Here is a 15,320-nt window from a genome sequence, read left to right as displayed (position 1 = left end):
GGTGCTCAGACCAGCGTCACGGTGATGTTGCCCCGAGTCGCCTTCGAGTAGGGGCACACCTGGTGCGCCTTCTCGACGAGCGCCCGCGCGGTGGCCTCGTCGGCGTTCGGAATGTTCGCCGAGATCTCGACGATGATCCCGAACCCGTCGTCGTTCTTGCCGATCCCGACCTTCGCGGTGACGGTGGAACCGGAGATGTCGGCGCCCTCCTGCCGGGCGACGACCCCCAGCGCCCCCTGGAAGCAGGCGCTGTAGCCCGCGGCGAACAGCTGCTCCGGGTTGGTGCCGGCGCCGTTGCCGCCCATCTCCTTCGGCGGGTTCACGACGACGTCGAGCTTGCCGTCGTCCGTGGCGACCCGGCCGTCACGGCCGTTCTCGGCGGTGGCCACGGCGGTGTACAGAACGTCGGACTGCTGAATGGGCATGCGGTGTCTTCCTCCTCGGTCCGCCACGACTCGCGCCCACGATCGCCAGCGGATATCGGAAAGAAGTTACCGCATGCCGGAAAATCAGTGAAGGCTAGAGCTTGACGACCATCTTTCCGATGTTGTCGCCGCGCAGCACCCCGAGGAACGCCTCCAGGTTGTTCTCGATGCCCTCGACGACCGTCTCGCGGTACTTCAGCGCGCCGGAGGCGACCCAGGGGCCCACCTGCTGGACGAACTGCGGCTGGAGGTCGTAGTGGTCGCCGACCAGGAAGCCCTCCATCCGGCCCCGGGTCTGGATCAGACGGGCGAGGTTCCGCGGCCCGGGGGCGGGCTCGGTGTTGTTGTAGACCGAGATCATGCCGCAGACGGCGATCCGGCCACCCTGGTTGAGCGAGCCGATGGCGGCCTCCAGGTGGTCCCCGCCCACGTTGTCGAAGTACACGTCGATGCCGTCCGGGGCCGCTTCGCGCAGCTGCTCGGCGACGGGGCCGTTCTTGTAGTTGAAGGCCGCGTCGAAGCCGTACTCCTCGACCAGCAGCTTGACCTTCTCGTCGGAGCCGGCCGAGCCGATGACCCGGGAGGCGCCCATGAGCTTGGCGAGCTGGCCGACCTGGCTGCCGACGGCACCCGCGGCGCCGGACACGAAGACCACGTCGCCCTCCTTGAAGGAGGCGGTGCGCAGCAGGCCGGCGTAGGCGGTGAGGCCGGTCATGCCGAGGACGCCGAGGTACGCCGACAGCGGCGCGGCCTCGGGGTCGACCTTGACGGCGTGCTGCGCGTCCAGCACCGCGTACTCGCGCCAGCCGAAGAAGTGCAGGACGTGGTCGCCGACGGAGATCCCCTCGGCGTTCGAGGCGACGACCTCGCCGACCGCCCCGCCCTGCATGACCTTGCCCAGCTCGAAGGGGGCGGCGTACGACTTGGCGGCACTCATCCGGCCGCGCATGTACGGGTCCACGGAGAGGTACTTGTTACGCACCAGGACCTGGCCCTCGCCGGGGGCCGGGACCTCGGTCTCGACCAGGGCGAAGTCCTCCGGCTTCGGCCAGCCGACGGGACGGCTGACCAGGTGCCACTCGCGGTTGATCATCACAGGGCCTTTCGATTTACTTCAGTACCTGAAACAACCGTGCACCTGAATATTTCAGGATGTCAAGTAAGCGGGGTATCCTGAGGGCATGGCCACACCCGAGAAGACCCGTCCGGACGAACTGACCATGGAGGTCGTCGAGCTGATCGGTGAGGTGGTGGCCCGGTACCACGCGGACTACGAGGAGGCCGCCGCCGGGCACAACCTGACCGGCGCCCAGGCGAAGCTGCTCGGCCTGCTGTCGCTCGCCCCGCTGCCGATGCGGAAGCTGGCGCAGCGGCTGAAGTGCGAGCCGTCGAACGTCACGGGGATCGTGGACCGGCTGGAGTCCCGGGGCCTGGCGGAGCGCCGCCCGGACCCGACCGACCGCCGGGTGAAGCTGGCCGTGGCCACGGAGGAGGGCCGCCGGGTGGCCCGGGAGCTGCGCGACGGCCTGCGCTTCGCCCGTGAACCCCTCGTCGGCCTGTCCGCCGAGGAGCGGCTGGCCCTGCGGGATCTGCTGCGCCGGATGCTGGACGCCTGAATGACGCCGTCCGGGGCCCCGGTAAAGTCTTCGCCATGCGTGATCTCGGGGCGGGGTTCGGTTATCTGCTGAAGGGCCAGCGGTGGGTGGCGCGGCACGGCCGCCAGTACGGCTTCGGGCTGCTGCCGGGACTGATCACGCTGGTCCTCTACGCGGCCGCGCTCGTCGCGCTCGCGGTGTGGGGCGAGGACGCCGTCACCTGGGCGACACCGTTCGCGGACGACTGGGCCGGCCCCTGGCAGGGCCTGTTCCGCGGCTTTCTCACGGCCGTCCTGTTCGCGCTCGGCCTGCTGCTGGCCGTGCTGACGTTCACGGCCGTCACCCTGCTGATCGGCCAGCCCTTCTACGAGAACCTCTCGGAGAAGGTCGACGCCGACGTCTCACCCGACGGCACCGCCCCGCGCTCGGACCTTCCGCTCTGGCGCGAGCTGTGGATATCGGCCCGCGACAGCCTGCGCATCCTGGTGCGGGCCGCCCTGTGGGGCGTGCTGCTCTTCGCCCTCGGCTTCCTGCCGTTCGTCGGGCAGACCGTCGTCCCCGTCCTCGGCTTCTTCGTCACCGGCTTCTTCCTCACCGAGGAACTGGCCGCCGTCGCCCTGCAGCGCCGGGGGGTCGAACTGCGCGCCCGGCTCGGCCTGCTGCGCTCCCGCAAGACCCTGGTCTGGGGCTTCGGCGCGCCCCTCGGCCTGGCCTTCCTGGTCCCGTTCGTCGCGGTCTTCCTGATGCCGGGCGCGGTCGCGGGCGCCACGCTCCTCGCCCGCGACCTGCTGGGTGAGGACAGCGGCGAGCCGGACACCGAGGACGGCGACCAGGAGGTCACCTCCGGGACGTGGTAGGCGCCGCCTACGGCATGGCCCGTACGGTCTCCGCCGCCTGCGCCCGCAGCACCTCCAGGAACGCCCGTGCCGCCGCCGAAGGCGACCGCCCGCGCACGGTCGCCGCGTACACCGCCCGCGCCGGGGCCCCGGCGTCCCGCACCGGAAGCAGGACGACGTCCGGGCGCACCGAGCCGGCCGCCAGTCCCGGCACCAGTGCCACCCCGAGACCCGCGGCCACGTACCCCTGCTTGGCGGTCCACTCGGCCACCACGTGCGCCACGCGCGGCCGGAACCCCGCCCGCAGGGCCGCGTCGACCTCACCGAGCTGGAGGAGTGCGGCGCCGTACGCCGCCGGTTCCTCACCGGGACACCGCCGACGAGCATGACCTTCGAGGTGCCGCGGCTGTTCCGCCCGGAGGCACGGATCGAGATCGAAGTGGTGGCGGCGGTGCCGGCCGGACGGCCATACTGCGCGGCATGAAGACAGCGAAGGCCGCGAACCTGGGAGTCCTCTTCCTCGTCGAACTCGGCGCGCTCGCGGCCGCCGCCTACTGGGGCCTGACCCGGGACACCTCGCTCAACTGGCTGGTCAGCGTGGTCGCCCTCACCGTGATGGTCGCCCTGTGGTCGCTGTTCGGCGCCCCGCGGGCCCGCTTCAGGACGCGGGGCGCAGGCCGTGTCGCCTTCGAAGTGCTGTGGTTCGGCGCGGGGGTGGTGGCCCTGTGGGCCGCGGGAGCCGTCGCATGGGCGCTCGCCCTGGCCGTGGTGTGCGCGGTGAGCAAGAGCCTAGCCGTGACCTGGGGCCAGTAGACGCTACTCGACCGGCTCGCCCAGCAGCCGCAGGAAGTCCCGGAACGCCCCCGGCATGTCCACCGACTCCGGGTCCAGCAGCCACTGGTACTGCAGCCCGTCCATCACCGCGACCAGCAGCGGAGCGGTCCGTTCGGGGGTGAGGCCATTGGGCAGCCGACCGACCGCTTCACGGTCGACAACCGGGTCTCCGCGCGCGCCCTGCGCGAGCTGTACCTGGCCCCCTTCGAGGCGATCGTCGAGAACGCCCGCCCCTGGGGCATCATGACCGCCTACAACAGGGTCAACGGCACGACCATGACGGAGCACCACCACCTGGTCAACGAGGTCCTGCGCGGCGAGTGGGGCTTCGACGGGTTCAACGTCTCCGACTGGATGGCCGCCCGGGACACCGTGGGCGCCGTCGAAGGCGGCCTCGACGTCGCCATGCCCGGCCCGGAGACCGTCTACGGCGAGGCCCTCGCCCAGGCCGTGCGGGACGGCCGGGTCACCGAGGCCACGGTCGACTCCGGCGTGCGCCGCGTGCTGCGCCTCGCCGCCCGCGTCGGCATCCTGGACGGCGCCGAACCCGCCGTACCCGAACCGCCCGCCCCGGTCGACGGAGAGGCCCTGGCCCGCGAGATCGCCCGCCGCTCCTTCGTCCTCGTCCGCAACGAACGCGGCGCGCTCCCGCTGAGGCCCGGCACGGTGGCGCTGATCGGCGCCGCCGCCCGCGACGCCCGCGTCCTCGGCGGCGGCTCCGCGACCGTCTTCCCGGCCCGGATCGTCTCCCCGCTCGACGGCCTCACCGCCGCCCTCCCCGAGGGCACCCTCGGCTACGCCGTCGGCGCCGATCCGGCCACGGAACTCACCGTCGCCGACCAGGGCTTCACCCTGAGGGCGGTCTGCCGCGACGCGGACGGCACGGTCATCGGCACCCGCTCCGCTCCGAGCGGCCAGATCCAGTGGATGGGCTCGGACCTGCCCGACGGCGTCACCCACGACCGTCTGCACACCGTCGAACTCACCGGCACCCTCACCCCGCGCGAGTCCGGCCCGCACACCTTCGGCATCAAGGGCATGGGCGCCTTCACGCTCACCGTCGACGGGACGACGTACTTCGACGACGTCCAGCGGCCCGCCAAGGACGACCCGTTCGAGGCCCTCTTCGGCGCCCCCGTCCCGCACGCGCGGGCCGAGCTGACCGCCGGCGAGCCGGTCGAGGTCTCCCTCACCCACGTCGTCCAGCTGCCCGAGAGCATCCCCATGAAGGTCGTCACCTTCTCCCTCGCCCACTCCGCCCCGCGGCGCGACCCCGACGAGCTGATCGCGGAGGCCGTCGAGGCCGCCCGGAACGCCGACACGGCCGTCGTCATGGTCGCCACCACCGACCGCGTCGAGTCGGAGGGCTTCGACCGTACGGACCTGAAGCTCCCCGGCCGCCAGGACGACCTGGTCCGCGCGGTCGCCGCCGCCAACCCGAACACCGTCGTGGTCGTCAACTCCGGCTCCCCGGTGGAGCTGCCCTGGAGGGACGAGGTCACCGCCGTGCTGCTCAGCTGGTTCCCCGGCCAGGAGGGCGGCACGGCCCTCGCCGACGTGCTCACCGGCGCCCACGAGCCCGGCGGCCGGCTCCCCACGACCTGGGGCTCGCTCGCCGACGCCCCGGTCACCCAGGTCGTGCCGGCCGACGGCGAACTGCCCTACACCGAGGACCTGTTCATCGGCTACCGCGCCTGGGAGAAGGCCGGCCGCACCCTGGCCTACCCCTTCGGTCACGGCCTCGGCTACACCGAGTGGGCCTACGAGTCCCTGACCGCCGACGGCACCACCGCCCGCGTCCGCGTCCGCAACACGGGCGAACGGCCCGGCCGGGAGGTCGTCCAGGTCTACCTCTCCCCGGCCGACGCCGACGCCGACGCCTCCGCCGAGCGCCCGGGCCGTCGGCTGGCCGGCTTCGCCTCCGCCGAGGCCGGGCCCGGGGAGAGCGTCGAGGTGACCGTCGAGCTGCCGCGCCGTGCCTTCGAGGTCTGGGACGAGGAGGCGAAGTCGTGGGCGTTTGTGAAGGGTTCGTACGAGATCACGGCCGGACGCTCGATCGCCGACCGCAGGCTGACCACGCCGATTAACGTCTGATCCGGGACAAGTCCCCCAAGAGCAGCCCCGGTCCGGGACCTGACCCCTGGACCGGGGCTCATGGCGTCCGGGCGCATGTGGCAGACTCCCGGGCCGCGAACACCGGACACACCGGTCACGGGGGAGAGACATCGTGTATCCAGGCCAGCAGCAACCGCCGGGTCCGTACGGGCAGCAGCAACCGCCGGGTCCGTACGGGCAGCCGCCCCAGTACCAGCAGCCGTACGCGCCTCAGCAGCCGTACGCACAGCAGCCGTACCCGCAGCAGCAGCCGTACCCGCCGCAACAGCCGTACCCGCCCCAGCAGCCGTACCCGCCCCAGCAGTCGTACGCGCCGCAACAGCCATACCCGCCCCAGCAGCCGGCGCCCGTCCAGCACGTCGGTGAAGGGCGGATGCGGCTGGATCCGAATCTCACCCCGGACCAGCGCGAGCTGGCGCTGAAGATCCAGGCGAAGGCCAAGCCCATGGCCTACGGCATGGTGCTCGGCGTCCCGCTCACCTTCGGCGGTGTCCACTACGGCATCACGCGGCAGCCCGTCGGCTTCGCCGCCGCCCTCGCCGGACTGGGCCTGCTCGCCTTCGGTGTCTTCTCACTCCTGCAGATGCAGGGACTCAAGCGGCGGCTGCGGCTGATCACGGCCGACGCCTGGCGCTCCCCGGCCGCCCATCTGCCCGGCGCCCGCAAGGCCGCCACGCAGGCCGCCTATCTCAACGGCCTGCTGGTGCTGCTGTCCCTCGCCGCGACCGGCTACCTGCTCTACAAGGGCGCCGGCTGGGGCGCGTACGGGAACCCCTTCGGCTTCGGGGCGCTGATGCTCGGCGCCGCCCTGCCCTTCGGCATGGCCCTGTCCGCGGCGACCACCATCCCGCAGCTGCTCCAGGTCATTCCGGCAGGCGCACGGGTCGGCCGGAGCCTGTACTCGGTCATCTTCGTGCTGGCGACGACGGTGACCGGCGAGGGCATCAAGGGGCAGGCGGTGGGCCCGGTCGTGGCCGGCGGCTGCACCCTGCTCATCTGCGGCGGCGCCATGTCCCTGCTGGGCAAGGCGACCAAGCGCATGCGGGGCGAGAGCGTCTAGGGCCCGGCGTCCGCTCAGCGCGCCGAGAAGCCGTACACCGTCTCCGAGCGGAAGACCTGCCCCGGCCGCAGCACCGTGCTCGGGAACTGTGGGCGGTTCGGGGAGTCCGGGAAGTGCTGGGTCTCCAGGGCGATGCCGTCCCCGGGCGCGAAGGGGGCGGCCAGATGGTCGGCGGTGTAGAGCTGGAGGCCCGGCTCGGTCGTCGCCACGGTGAGGGTCCGCCCGGAGCCCGGGTCGTGCAGCTCGGCCACCTCCTCCGGCTGCCCGGTCACGCCCTTGTCCAGGACGAAGTTGTGGTCGTAGCCGGAGCCGACCTCGCGGGCCTCGCGGAAGTCGAAGCGGGATCCGGAGACGTCCTCCAGGGCGCCCGTCGGGATCAGGTCCGCGCCGACCGGGGTGTAGCGGGAGGCGGCGAGCCGCAGCTCGTGCCCGCCCGCGGGGCCCGCGCCCGGACCGGCCAGGTTGACGTAGCTGTGGTTGGTGAGGTTGAGCACGGTCGGCGCGTCGGTCGTCGCCTCGTAGGCGATCCGCAGCGCGCCGGACGCGTCCAGCGTGTACGTCGCCGACACCTCGACGCGGCCCGGGAAGCCCCCCTCGCCGTGCGGGTCGACCCGGCCGAGCCGCACCCCGTGCTCGACGGGCTCCGCCTCCCACACCCGCTTGTCGAATCCCCGCCGGCCGCCGTGCAGGCAGTGGGGTCCGTCGTTCGGCTCCAGGGCGTGGAGACGGCCGTCCAGCGGGAAGCGGGCGCCCGCGATGCGGTTGGCGTACCGGCCGACCAAGGCACCGAAGTACGGGCCCGGATGGGTGAGATAGCCGTCCAGCCCGGCGAACCCCAGCACCACGTTCGCCGTGCGCCCGGCCCGGTCCGGGACCTCCAGCGACCGCACGATCCCGCCGTACGTCAGGATCTCCACCCGCGTCCCGGCACGCTCCAGCGTCCAGCGGTGAACCTCGGTGCCGTCGGAAAGTGTGCCGAAAAGTTCGCTCATGTGGAAAACAGTAAGCGACCGGTCTCCTAGGCGGCCGGGTCCGGCGCCGTGATGGTCCGGTACGCGATCGCCGCGAGCCGGGCCTGGCCGTCCTTGCTGGGGTGGAACCAGTCCCAGTGGCTGAGCTGGTCCGTGCCGAAGCGGTAGTCGTAGACCGCGTTGCCGTCGAAGCGGCAGCGGCGGTCCTTGGCGCAGACCTCCTTCAGCACCCGGTTGTACTCCACCACCCGCTGCTGCACCCTCTCCCGGCGCGACATGGCCGCGCCGGTCAGATCGTCGGCGCCGGACAGCATCGACGGGCAGATGCCGAGCTTCCACACCTCCTTGCCCAGCGGGTTGCTCCGCCCCTCGGACCACAGGCGCTTCAGGTCCGGCACGCTCGCCACGTACACCTGCGTCTTCGGCAGCGCCGCGCGCAGGATGCGCAGGGCGTCCTCGAACTGCGCGCGGAAGTCGGCGACCGGGGTCATCGCCGACGCCGAGGCACGGCAGGCGTCGTTCGCCCCCGCCATCACCGTCACCAACTGGGGGGCGCGGGTGGCCGCCTGGGCCATCTGGTCCGGCAGGTCGGCCATGCGGGCGCCGGTCACCGCGTAGTTCCAGCTGCGCTCCGCCGCGCCCGTCACCCCGAGCAGACGCACCGCCAGGCTGTCCACCTTGGCGTCGCTGCCCGTCGCCCACGACACCTCGGGGCAGTCGGAGAGCACCGTGCACGCGTCGAAGCCGCGGGTGATGGAGTCGCCCACCGCGGCGATCGAAGAGGGGCTGCGGTCCCAGAGAGGGGCGGGCTTGGCGGCCCTGGCCTTGGTGGTCCCGGGCGCGGGCGAGCCGCCGCCCCCGGTGTCGCACCCCGCGACACCGAGCAGGGCCGCCGCCACGACGGCGAGAGCGGCCCGCCCACGGCTGCTTCGCTTCCGCATCCCCTGGTGATCCCCTCGTCGTCGAATCCGGTGCTCGCCGGTGCTTCCCCCATAACAACGTGCGGGGGTTCCCGGCCGGGTCCGCTGGAACGGACGGGACCCGTACAAGCGTCCCCCTGGGTGAATGGCGGGGGTTTCCTGGCACCGGGACCGACGGTACGTCACACTCCTTGCGCCGCCGCAGGGTAGCCTCGCCATCAACGCGGCCGTCGTGTCACTGCCGCCCAGCCAGTCCGCAAGATGTCCCGCTCTGCCCGGAGGTTCCGGTGACGACACGTGGAGTTCTGTACGTGCACTCCGCGCCGCGCGCGCTGTGCCCGCATGTCGAGTGGGCCGTCGCCGGGGTGCTCGGCACGCGCGTCAGCCTCGACTGGATCCGGCAGCCCGCGGCCCCCGGCACCTGGCGCTCGGAGTTCTCCTGGCAGGGCGAGGCCGGTACGGCGTCCAAGCTGGCCTCCGCGCTGCGCGGCTGGCACCTGCTCCGCTTCGAGGTGACCGCCGAGCCCTGCCCCACCGCCGAGGGCGAGCGCTACAGCTGCACCCCCGACCTGGGCATCTTCCACGCGGTGACGGGCATCCACGGCGACATCCTCATCCCGGAGGACCGGCTGCGCGCGGCGCTGACACGCTCTCAGCGCGGCGAGACGGACCTGGAGGCGGAGATCGCCAAGCTGCTGGGCAAGCCCTGGGACGACGAGCTGGAGCCGTTCCGCTACGCGGGCGAGGGGGCACCGGTGCGCTGGCTGCACCAGGTGGTGTGAGGACGTCCGCGCCACCGGACCCGGGTCCGTGACCGAACACGGGGAAGGGCCCCCGCCGACCAGCGGGGGCCCTTCCTCATGCACGTTCTCAGACGGTCCTGAACGCCAGCACCACGTTGTGGCCGCCGAAGCCGAACGAGTCGTTCAGCGCGGCGATGCGGCCCTCGACGGGCAGCTTCCGGGCCTCGTCCCGCACGACGTCGGCGTTGGCCTCCGCCTCGGGGTCGATGTTCTCGACGTTGATCGTCGGCGGTGCCACGCGGTGGTACAGCGCGAGCACGGTCGCCACCGACTCCACGCCACCGGCGCCACCGAGCAGGTGACCGGTCATCGACTTGGTCGCGGAGACCGCCATGTGGTCCGCGTCGTCGCCGAACACCTTGCGCAGCGCCTTCAGCTCGGCGATGTCACCGGCCGGCGTCGACGTGGCGTGCGCGTTGACGTGGACGATCTCGGCCGGGTTCAGGTCCGTGTTGTCCAGCAGGTTCTGCAGCGCGTGCGAGATGCCGCGGCCCTCGGGCTCCGGCTGCACGATGTCGTGGCTGTCGGCGGAGATGCCCTGCCCGACGGCCTCCGCGTAGACACGGGCCCCGCGCTTGGCGGCGTGCTCGGCGGACTCCAGGACGAGCACACCGGCGCCCTCACCGAGGACGAAGCCGTCGCGGGCCACGTCGTAGGGGCGCGAGGCACCCTGCGGGTCCTCGTTGTTCTTGGACATCGCCATCATGTTGCCGAACGCGGCGATCGGCAGCGGGTGGATGGCCGCCTCCGTGCCACCGGCGACGACGACGTCGGCCCGGCCGGTGCGGATCATCTCGATGGCGTAGCCGATGGCCTCCGCACCCGAGGCGCACGCGGACACCGGCGTGTGCACGCCCGCGCGGGCGCCCACCAGCAGGCCGACGTTGGCCGAGGGGCTGTTCGGCATCAGCATGGGGACGGTGTGCGGGGAGACGCGGCGGACGCCCTTCTCCTTCAGCACGTCGTACTGGTCGAGGAGCGTCGTCACACCGCCGATGCCGGAGGCGATCACGGCGCCCAGGCGGTCGGGGTCGACGGCTGCGTCCTCACCGGCCTTGGCGGTGAAGCCCGCGTCCTGCCAGGCCTCCTGAGCGGCGATCAGCGCGAACTGCGCCGAGCGGTCCAGCTTGCGGGCCTGCGGCCGGGGGATGACCTCGGTGGGCTCCACGGCGACCGGGGCCGCGATCTTGACGGCCTGCTCGGCCGCCCAGTCCTTCTCGAGGGGCTTGACGCCGGACTTGCCGGCGATCAGGCCCTCCCAGGTGGAAGCTACGTCGCCACCCAGCGGTGTGGTTGCGCCGATACCGGTGACGACCACGGTGCGATTGGTCGGGCTCACGGGAATTCTTTCTCCAACGGATGCGGGAATCTACGGCGCCACCGCCGGGTGGCGGGGCCTTGCAGCCTGACAGCCCTAAGGGGTGACTCAGGCCTGGTGCTTGAGGATGTAGTCGGCGGCGTCGCCCACGGTCTTGAGGTTCTTGACGTCCTCGTCCGGGATCTTCACCTCGAAGCGCTCCTCGGCGGCGACGACGACCTCGACCATGGACAGCGAGTCGACGTCCAGGTCGTCGGTGAAAGACTTGTCCAGCTGGACGTCCTCAACCGGGATGCCGGCGATCTCGTTGACGATTTCCGCGAGACCCTCGACGATCTCTTCCTGAGTGGCGGCCATGTCAGGCGCTCCTTCTTCGATATTGCAGACGGTTTGTGGCAGTTGTCCCCCTGCCGGATCGCATGATCCGGCACGGAGTGCCTAGGGGAGGGTAACGACCGTGGCGGCGTACACGAGACCCGCCCCGAATCCGATGACGAGCGCGGTGTCGCCGCTCTTCGCCTCCCCGGTCGCCAGAAGCCGCTCCATAGCGAGCGGAATCGAGGCGGCCGAGGTGTTGCCGGTGGTGCGGATGTCACGGGCGACCATGACGTGCTCCGGCAGTTTGAGGGTCTTCACCATCGAGTCGATGATCCGCACGTTGGCCTGGTGCGGGATGAAGACGTCCAGTTCCTCCGGGCTGATCCCGGCGGCGTCCAGTGCCTGCTGGGCGACCTTCGCCATCTCGTACACGGCCCAGCGGAACACCGACTGGCCCTCCTGCGTGATCGCAGGGAACTTGACGTTGCCGTCGCTGTCCAGCGGCAGGTCGGCCACGTCACCGATGCGGAAGCGGTCCCAGGGGACGGTCTGCTTGATGGTCGCGGACTTGTCGCCCTCCGAGCCCCACACGGTTGGGCCGATCGCCGGCTCCTGGGAGGGGCCGACCACGACCGCGCCGGCGCCGTCGCCGAACAGGAAGGCCGTGGCCCGGTCCTCCAGGTCGGTCAGGTCGCTGAGCCGCTCCACGCCGATGACGAGCACGTACTCGGCGGAACCTTCCACCACCATGCCCTTGGCGAGGGTCAGGCCGTAGCCGAAGCCCGCGCAGCCGGCCGAGATGTCGAAGGCGGCGGCCTTGTTCGTGCCGAGCTTGTCGGCGATCTCGGTGGCGACGGCCGGGGTCTGGCTGAAGTGCGACACGGTCGAGACGACCACGGCACCGATCTGCTCGGCGTCGATGCCCGCGTCCGCGATCGCCTTGCCGGAGGCCTCGATCGACATCGCGGCGACCGTCTCCTCGGGGCCCGCCCAGTGCCGGGTCTCGATGCCGGAGCGCGAGCGGATCCACTCGTCGGACGAGTCGATCTTCTCGAGGATCACCTCGTTGGGCACCACCCGGGTCGGCCGGTAGCCGCCGACCCCGAGGATGCGCGCATACGGGGCGCCCTTGCTGGGCTTGATCTTCGCCATGTACCGCTCCTTAGGCACCGGTGTGCTCGGAGATGAGCTCGCGGGCCGCGTCGAGGTCGTCGGGGGTCTTCAGCGCCAGCGTCTTCACGCCGGGCAGGGCGCGCTTGGCCAGGCCGGTGAGGGTGCCGCCCGGGCACACCTCGACGAGCGCGGTGACGCCCAGCTCCTTGAAGGTCTCCATGCACAGGTCCCAGCGCACCGGGTTGGCGACCTGGCCGACCAGCCGCTCCAGCACCTCGGCGCCGGACGTGACGGCCCCGCCGTCCTTGTTGGAGACGTAGGTGACCTTCGGGTCGGCGGGCTCCAGCGCCGCGGCGGCCTTGGCCAGCGTCTCGACGGCGGGGGCCATGTGACGGGTGTGGAAGGCGCCGGCCACCTTCAGCGGGACGACCTTGCGGACACCCTCGGGCTTGTCGTCGTTCAGCGCGGCGAGCTGCTCCAGCGTTCCCGCAGCGACGATCTGGCCCGCGCCGTTGATGTTCGCCGGGGTCAGGCCCAGCTTCTCCAGGTGCGCGACGGACGTCTCCGGGTCGCCGCCGAGCAGCGCCGACATGCCGGTCTCGGTGATCGCGGCGGCGTCGGCCATGGCCAGACCCCGCTTGCGGACCAGGCCCAGCGCGGCGGTGTCGCCCAGGACACCGGCGAAGTGGGCGGCGGTGATCTCACCGACACTGTGACCGGCCACGGCGTCCGGGGCGATGTCACCCAGTGCCGCGGCGGACAGGATTCCGGCGGCCACCAGCAGCGGCTGGGCCACCGCGGTGTCACGGATGGCGTCGGCGTCGGCCTGGGTGCCGTAGTGGACGAGGTCCAGTCCGATGGCGTCCGACCACGCGGCGACGCGGTCCGCGGCACCGGGGAGGTCGAGCCAGGGGGTCAGGAAGCCGGGCGTCTGGGCGCCCTGGCCGGGAGCGACGAGTACGAGCACTCTCACACTCTCTCTTGGGGACGGCCACGGCCGCCCGTGAGGACAGGGACGAAGAACACGAAGGGCTTTTGTGGGGCCCCGACAAAACCCTATGCCTGAGGTTCACCATCGGCCAGACGCCCCAGGATCAGGGCGATCCGCAGTGTGAACGCGGATCGTACATCGGAGGGCGACCATCCGGTGACGTCAGTCACACGTCGGAGCCGGTAGCGCACGGTGTTCGGGTGAACGAAGAGCATCCGGGCCGCGCCTTCCAGACTGCTCGCCTGCTCCAGGTAGACACTCAGGGTTTCCAGGAGCGCCGAGCCGGCCTCCTCCAACGGTCTGTAGATCTCCTCCACCAGCTGCTCGCGGGCGCTCGGATCGCCCGCGATGGCGCGCTCCGGCAGCAGATCGTCCGCCAGCACCGGCCGGGGCGCGTCCTGCCAGGCGGAACACGCCTTCAGGCCCGCGGCGGCGGCCTGCGCGGACCGGGTGCCGGCCAGCAGGTCGGGGACGATCGGCCCGGCGACGACCGGTCCGGCGGCGAACGGGCCGATCAGCGACTTGGCGACGGCCAGCGGATTGGGGTTGCCGCCGGCGATGACGACGAGCCGGTCGCCGAGGACCCCGGTGAGCACCTGCACCTTGGCGTGCCGGGCCGCCCGCCGGATCGCCTCGACGGTCAGCTCGCTGTCCCCGTCCGGGGCGGTGCCGAGGACGACACACACGTGCTCGGGGGAGTTCCAGCCGAGCGCCGCGGCCCGGCTGACGGCTCCCTCGTCGGCCTCGCCGCTGAGCACCGCGTTCACCACCAGCGACTCCAGGCGGGCGTCCCAGGCACCGCGTGCCTCGGCGGCCTGGGCGTACACCTGGGCGGTGGCGAACGCGATCTCGCGGGCGTACACCAGCAGCGCCTCGCGCAGCACGCTCTCGTCGCCGGGGGCGGCCACCTCGTCGATGGCGCTCTCCATGACCTCGATGGTGGTGCGCACCATCTCCACGGTCTGGCGCAGCGTGATGGCCCGGGTCAGCTCGCGCGGCGCGGTCCCGAACACGTCCGTGGAGATCGCCTGCGGTGCGTCCGGGTGCCGGAACCACTCGGTGAACGCGGCGATGCCCGCCTGAGCCACGAGCCCGATCCAGGAACGGTTCTCCGGCGGCATGGCCCGGTACCACGGCAGGGTCTCGTCCATGCGCGCGATGGCCTGCGCGGCGAGAGACCCGGAGGACTTCTCCAGGCGCCTCAGGGTCGCGGAGTGCGGGTGGACGTGGTGCGCTGCGTGATCGCTGCTACGGGATTCGGGTTCGGGCACGGGGACAAGACTGCCTTATCCGGACGCGGGCATGCGCCGCCGGGTCGGGCTTGCCCGCGGTGACGAGGGACTACGGTGGGCACGTGATGGACGTACGCCGCGCCGGTGAGCGCTACCGCGGAGGGGACCCGGAAGCCGGCATCGAGTCGTGGCACGCCTTCTCCTTCGGGCCGCACTACGACCCCGACAACCTGCGCTTCGGCGCGGTGATCGCCTGCAACGAGGAGCGGCTCGCGCCCGGTGCCGGGTTCGACGAACACCCGCACAGCCACACCGAGATCGTCACATGGGTGGTCGAGGGCGAGCTGACCCACCGCGACTCCACCGGCCGCGAGACGCGGGTGCGGCCCGGCGACGTGCAGCGGCTCAGCTCGGCGGCGGGCGTGCGGCACGTCGAGCGCAACGACGGCACGGCGCCCCTGACCTTCGTGCAGATGTGGCTGGCCCCGCTGGAGCCGGGCGGCGAGCCGTCGTACGAGATCGTCCCGGGCATCGCCGACTCCACCCCGTACGCCGTCCCGGAGGCGGGCGCGATGCTGCACGCACGGCGGCTGGCTGCCGGGGAGCGGACGGCGGTGCCGGACGGGGCGCACGTGTACGTGCACGTCGTACGCGGCCGGGTGCGGCTGGACGGCGCCGAGCTGGACCCGGGCGACGCGGCCCGCGTCACGGCCGCCGAGAGCCTGGAGGCGACGGCCCTGACCCCGGCCGAGCTGCTGATCTGGGAGATGACCGGCCCGGCGGCCTAGG

16 protein-coding genes and 4 pseudogenes are annotated in these 15,320 nt (G+C 72.0%); 8 read left to right on the top strand and 12 right to left on the bottom strand.

What is annotated here, in order from left to right; genetic code table 11:
* Positions 1–5 precede the first annotated feature (5 nt).
* Positions 6–425 carry an organic hydroperoxide resistance protein gene (locus AB0N17_RS36135; RefSeq protein WP_366015857.1) on the bottom strand — a complete coding sequence of 140 codons (420 nt, stop codon included), beginning with the start codon at positions 423–425 and terminating at the stop codon, positions 6–8.
* 94 nt (positions 426–519) lie between these two features.
* A complete protein-coding gene (locus AB0N17_RS36130) occupies positions 520–1,518 on the bottom strand; it encodes an NADP-dependent oxidoreductase (protein ID WP_366015856.1) in 999 nt (332 codons plus the stop codon).
* 88 nt (positions 1,519–1,606) lie between these two features.
* Here AB0N17_RS36130 and AB0N17_RS36125 point away from each other — a divergent pair, with 88 nt between their 5' ends.
* Together AB0N17_RS36125 and AB0N17_RS36120 are read left to right on the top strand one after the other, a co-directional pair.
* The gene (locus AB0N17_RS36125; protein ID WP_366015855.1) at positions 1,607–2,041 is read left to right on the top strand and encodes a MarR family transcriptional regulator; all 435 of its coding nucleotides are present in this window, start codon (positions 1,607–1,609) and stop codon (positions 2,039–2,041) included.
* A 35-nt stretch (positions 2,042–2,076) separates the two neighbouring features.
* On the top strand, positions 2,077–2,877 hold the full coding sequence (locus tag AB0N17_RS36120; RefSeq protein ID WP_366015854.1) for an EI24 domain-containing protein: 801 nt from the start codon (positions 2,077–2,079) through the stop codon (positions 2,875–2,877).
* Positions 2,878–2,884: 7 nt separating this feature from the next.
* Here the strand turns inward: AB0N17_RS36120 and AB0N17_RS36115 are convergent.
* A pseudogene (locus tag AB0N17_RS36115) lies at positions 2,885–3,175 on the bottom strand (LysR substrate-binding domain-containing protein); the annotation flags it as partial.
* Between AB0N17_RS36115 and AB0N17_RS36110 the strand changes: the two are divergent.
* Together AB0N17_RS36110 and AB0N17_RS36105 are read left to right on the top strand one after the other, a co-directional pair.
* A pseudogene (locus tag AB0N17_RS36110) lies at positions 3,173–3,340 on the top strand (RidA family protein); the annotation flags it as partial. The pseudogenes AB0N17_RS36115 and AB0N17_RS36110 overlap by 3 nt on opposite strands.
* On the top strand, positions 3,337–3,669 hold the full coding sequence (locus AB0N17_RS36105) for a YrdB family protein (RefSeq protein WP_366015853.1): 333 nt from the start codon (positions 3,337–3,339) through the stop codon (positions 3,667–3,669). The pseudogene AB0N17_RS36110 and the gene AB0N17_RS36105, both read left to right, overlap by 4 nt.
* 3 nt (positions 3,670–3,672) lie before the next feature.
* Here the strand turns inward: AB0N17_RS36105 and AB0N17_RS36100 are convergent.
* Positions 3,673–3,828, bottom strand: a pseudogene (locus tag AB0N17_RS36100) (TetR family transcriptional regulator); the annotation flags it as partial.
* On the opposite strand from AB0N17_RS36100, the pseudogene AB0N17_RS36095 reads away from it, so the two are divergent.
* Positions 3,829–5,784 (top strand): annotated as a pseudogene (locus AB0N17_RS36095) (glycoside hydrolase family 3 C-terminal domain-containing protein); the annotation flags it as partial. It lies immediately after the preceding pseudogene.
* Between the two features lie 115 nt (positions 5,785–5,899).
* Here AB0N17_RS36095 and AB0N17_RS36090 read toward each other — a convergent pair.
* A complete protein-coding gene (locus tag AB0N17_RS36090; RefSeq protein WP_366015852.1) occupies positions 5,900–6,163 on the bottom strand; it encodes a hypothetical protein in 264 nt (87 codons plus the stop codon).
* 15 nt (positions 6,164–6,178) lie between these two features.
* On the opposite strand from AB0N17_RS36090, the gene AB0N17_RS36085 reads away from it, so the two are divergent.
* On the top strand, positions 6,179–6,865 hold the full coding sequence (locus AB0N17_RS36085) for a hypothetical protein (RefSeq protein ID WP_366015851.1): 687 nt from the start codon (positions 6,179–6,181) through the stop codon (positions 6,863–6,865).
* A gap of 14 nt (positions 6,866–6,879) precedes the next feature.
* Here the strand turns inward: AB0N17_RS36085 and AB0N17_RS36080 are convergent, their stop codons facing one another.
* Complete coding sequence (locus AB0N17_RS36080) at positions 6,880–7,857, bottom strand: aldose epimerase family protein (RefSeq protein ID WP_366015850.1); 978 nt, start codon at positions 7,855–7,857, stop codon at positions 6,880–6,882.
* A 26-nt stretch (positions 7,858–7,883) separates the two neighbouring features.
* Positions 7,884–8,777, bottom strand: coding sequence for an SGNH/GDSL hydrolase family protein (locus AB0N17_RS36075; RefSeq protein WP_366015849.1), 894 nt, complete (start codon positions 8,775–8,777; stop codon positions 7,884–7,886).
* Between the two features lie 266 nt (positions 8,778–9,043).
* Here AB0N17_RS36075 and AB0N17_RS36070 point away from each other — a divergent pair, with 266 nt between their 5' ends.
* Positions 9,044–9,538, top strand: coding sequence for a DUF3145 domain-containing protein (locus tag AB0N17_RS36070; protein ID WP_330340336.1), 495 nt, complete (start codon positions 9,044–9,046; stop codon positions 9,536–9,538).
* An 88-nt stretch (positions 9,539–9,626) separates the two neighbouring features.
* Here AB0N17_RS36070 and fabF read toward each other — a convergent pair whose 3' ends face one another.
* The 5 genes from fabF to fasR all read right to left on the bottom strand — a co-directional run bounded on the left by fabF (position 9,627) and on the right by fasR (position 14,570).
* On the bottom strand, positions 9,627–10,898 hold the full coding sequence (fabF, locus tag AB0N17_RS36065; RefSeq protein WP_366015848.1) for a beta-ketoacyl-ACP synthase II: 1,272 nt from the start codon (positions 10,896–10,898) through the stop codon (positions 9,627–9,629).
* An 87-nt stretch (positions 10,899–10,985) separates the two neighbouring features.
* Positions 10,986–11,234, bottom strand: coding sequence for an acyl carrier protein (locus tag AB0N17_RS36060; protein WP_366015847.1), 249 nt, complete (start codon positions 11,232–11,234; stop codon positions 10,986–10,988).
* An 81-nt stretch (positions 11,235–11,315) separates the two neighbouring features.
* On the bottom strand, positions 11,316–12,347 hold the full coding sequence (locus AB0N17_RS36055; RefSeq protein WP_366015846.1) for a ketoacyl-ACP synthase III: 1,032 nt from the start codon (positions 12,345–12,347) through the stop codon (positions 11,316–11,318).
* 10 nt (positions 12,348–12,357) lie between these two features.
* Positions 12,358–13,275 (bottom strand): ACP S-malonyltransferase, encoded by a 918-nt coding sequence (locus AB0N17_RS36050; protein WP_366015845.1) that lies wholly within the window; start codon positions 13,273–13,275, stop codon positions 12,358–12,360.
* An 89-nt stretch (positions 13,276–13,364) separates the two neighbouring features.
* The gene (fasR, locus tag AB0N17_RS36045) at positions 13,365–14,570 is read right to left on the bottom strand and encodes a fatty acid biosynthesis transcriptional regulator FasR (protein WP_366015844.1); all 1,206 of its coding nucleotides are present in this window, start codon (positions 14,568–14,570) and stop codon (positions 13,365–13,367) included.
* A gap of 86 nt (positions 14,571–14,656) precedes the next feature.
* On the opposite strand from fasR, the gene AB0N17_RS36040 reads away from it, so the two are divergent.
* Positions 14,657–15,319, top strand: a complete 663-nt coding sequence (locus AB0N17_RS36040; protein ID WP_366015884.1) for a pirin family protein — start codon at positions 14,657–14,659, stop codon at positions 15,317–15,319.
* Position 15,320 lies beyond the last annotated feature (1 nt).

It is taken from the genome of Streptomyces sp. NPDC051133 (assembly GCF_040682635.1).
Lineage (GTDB): Bacteria > Actinomycetota > Actinomycetes > Streptomycetales > Streptomycetaceae > Streptomyces.
The sequence above is the reverse complement of the archived record's forward strand: the minus strand, read 5'-3'. Positions and strand labels throughout refer to the sequence as shown.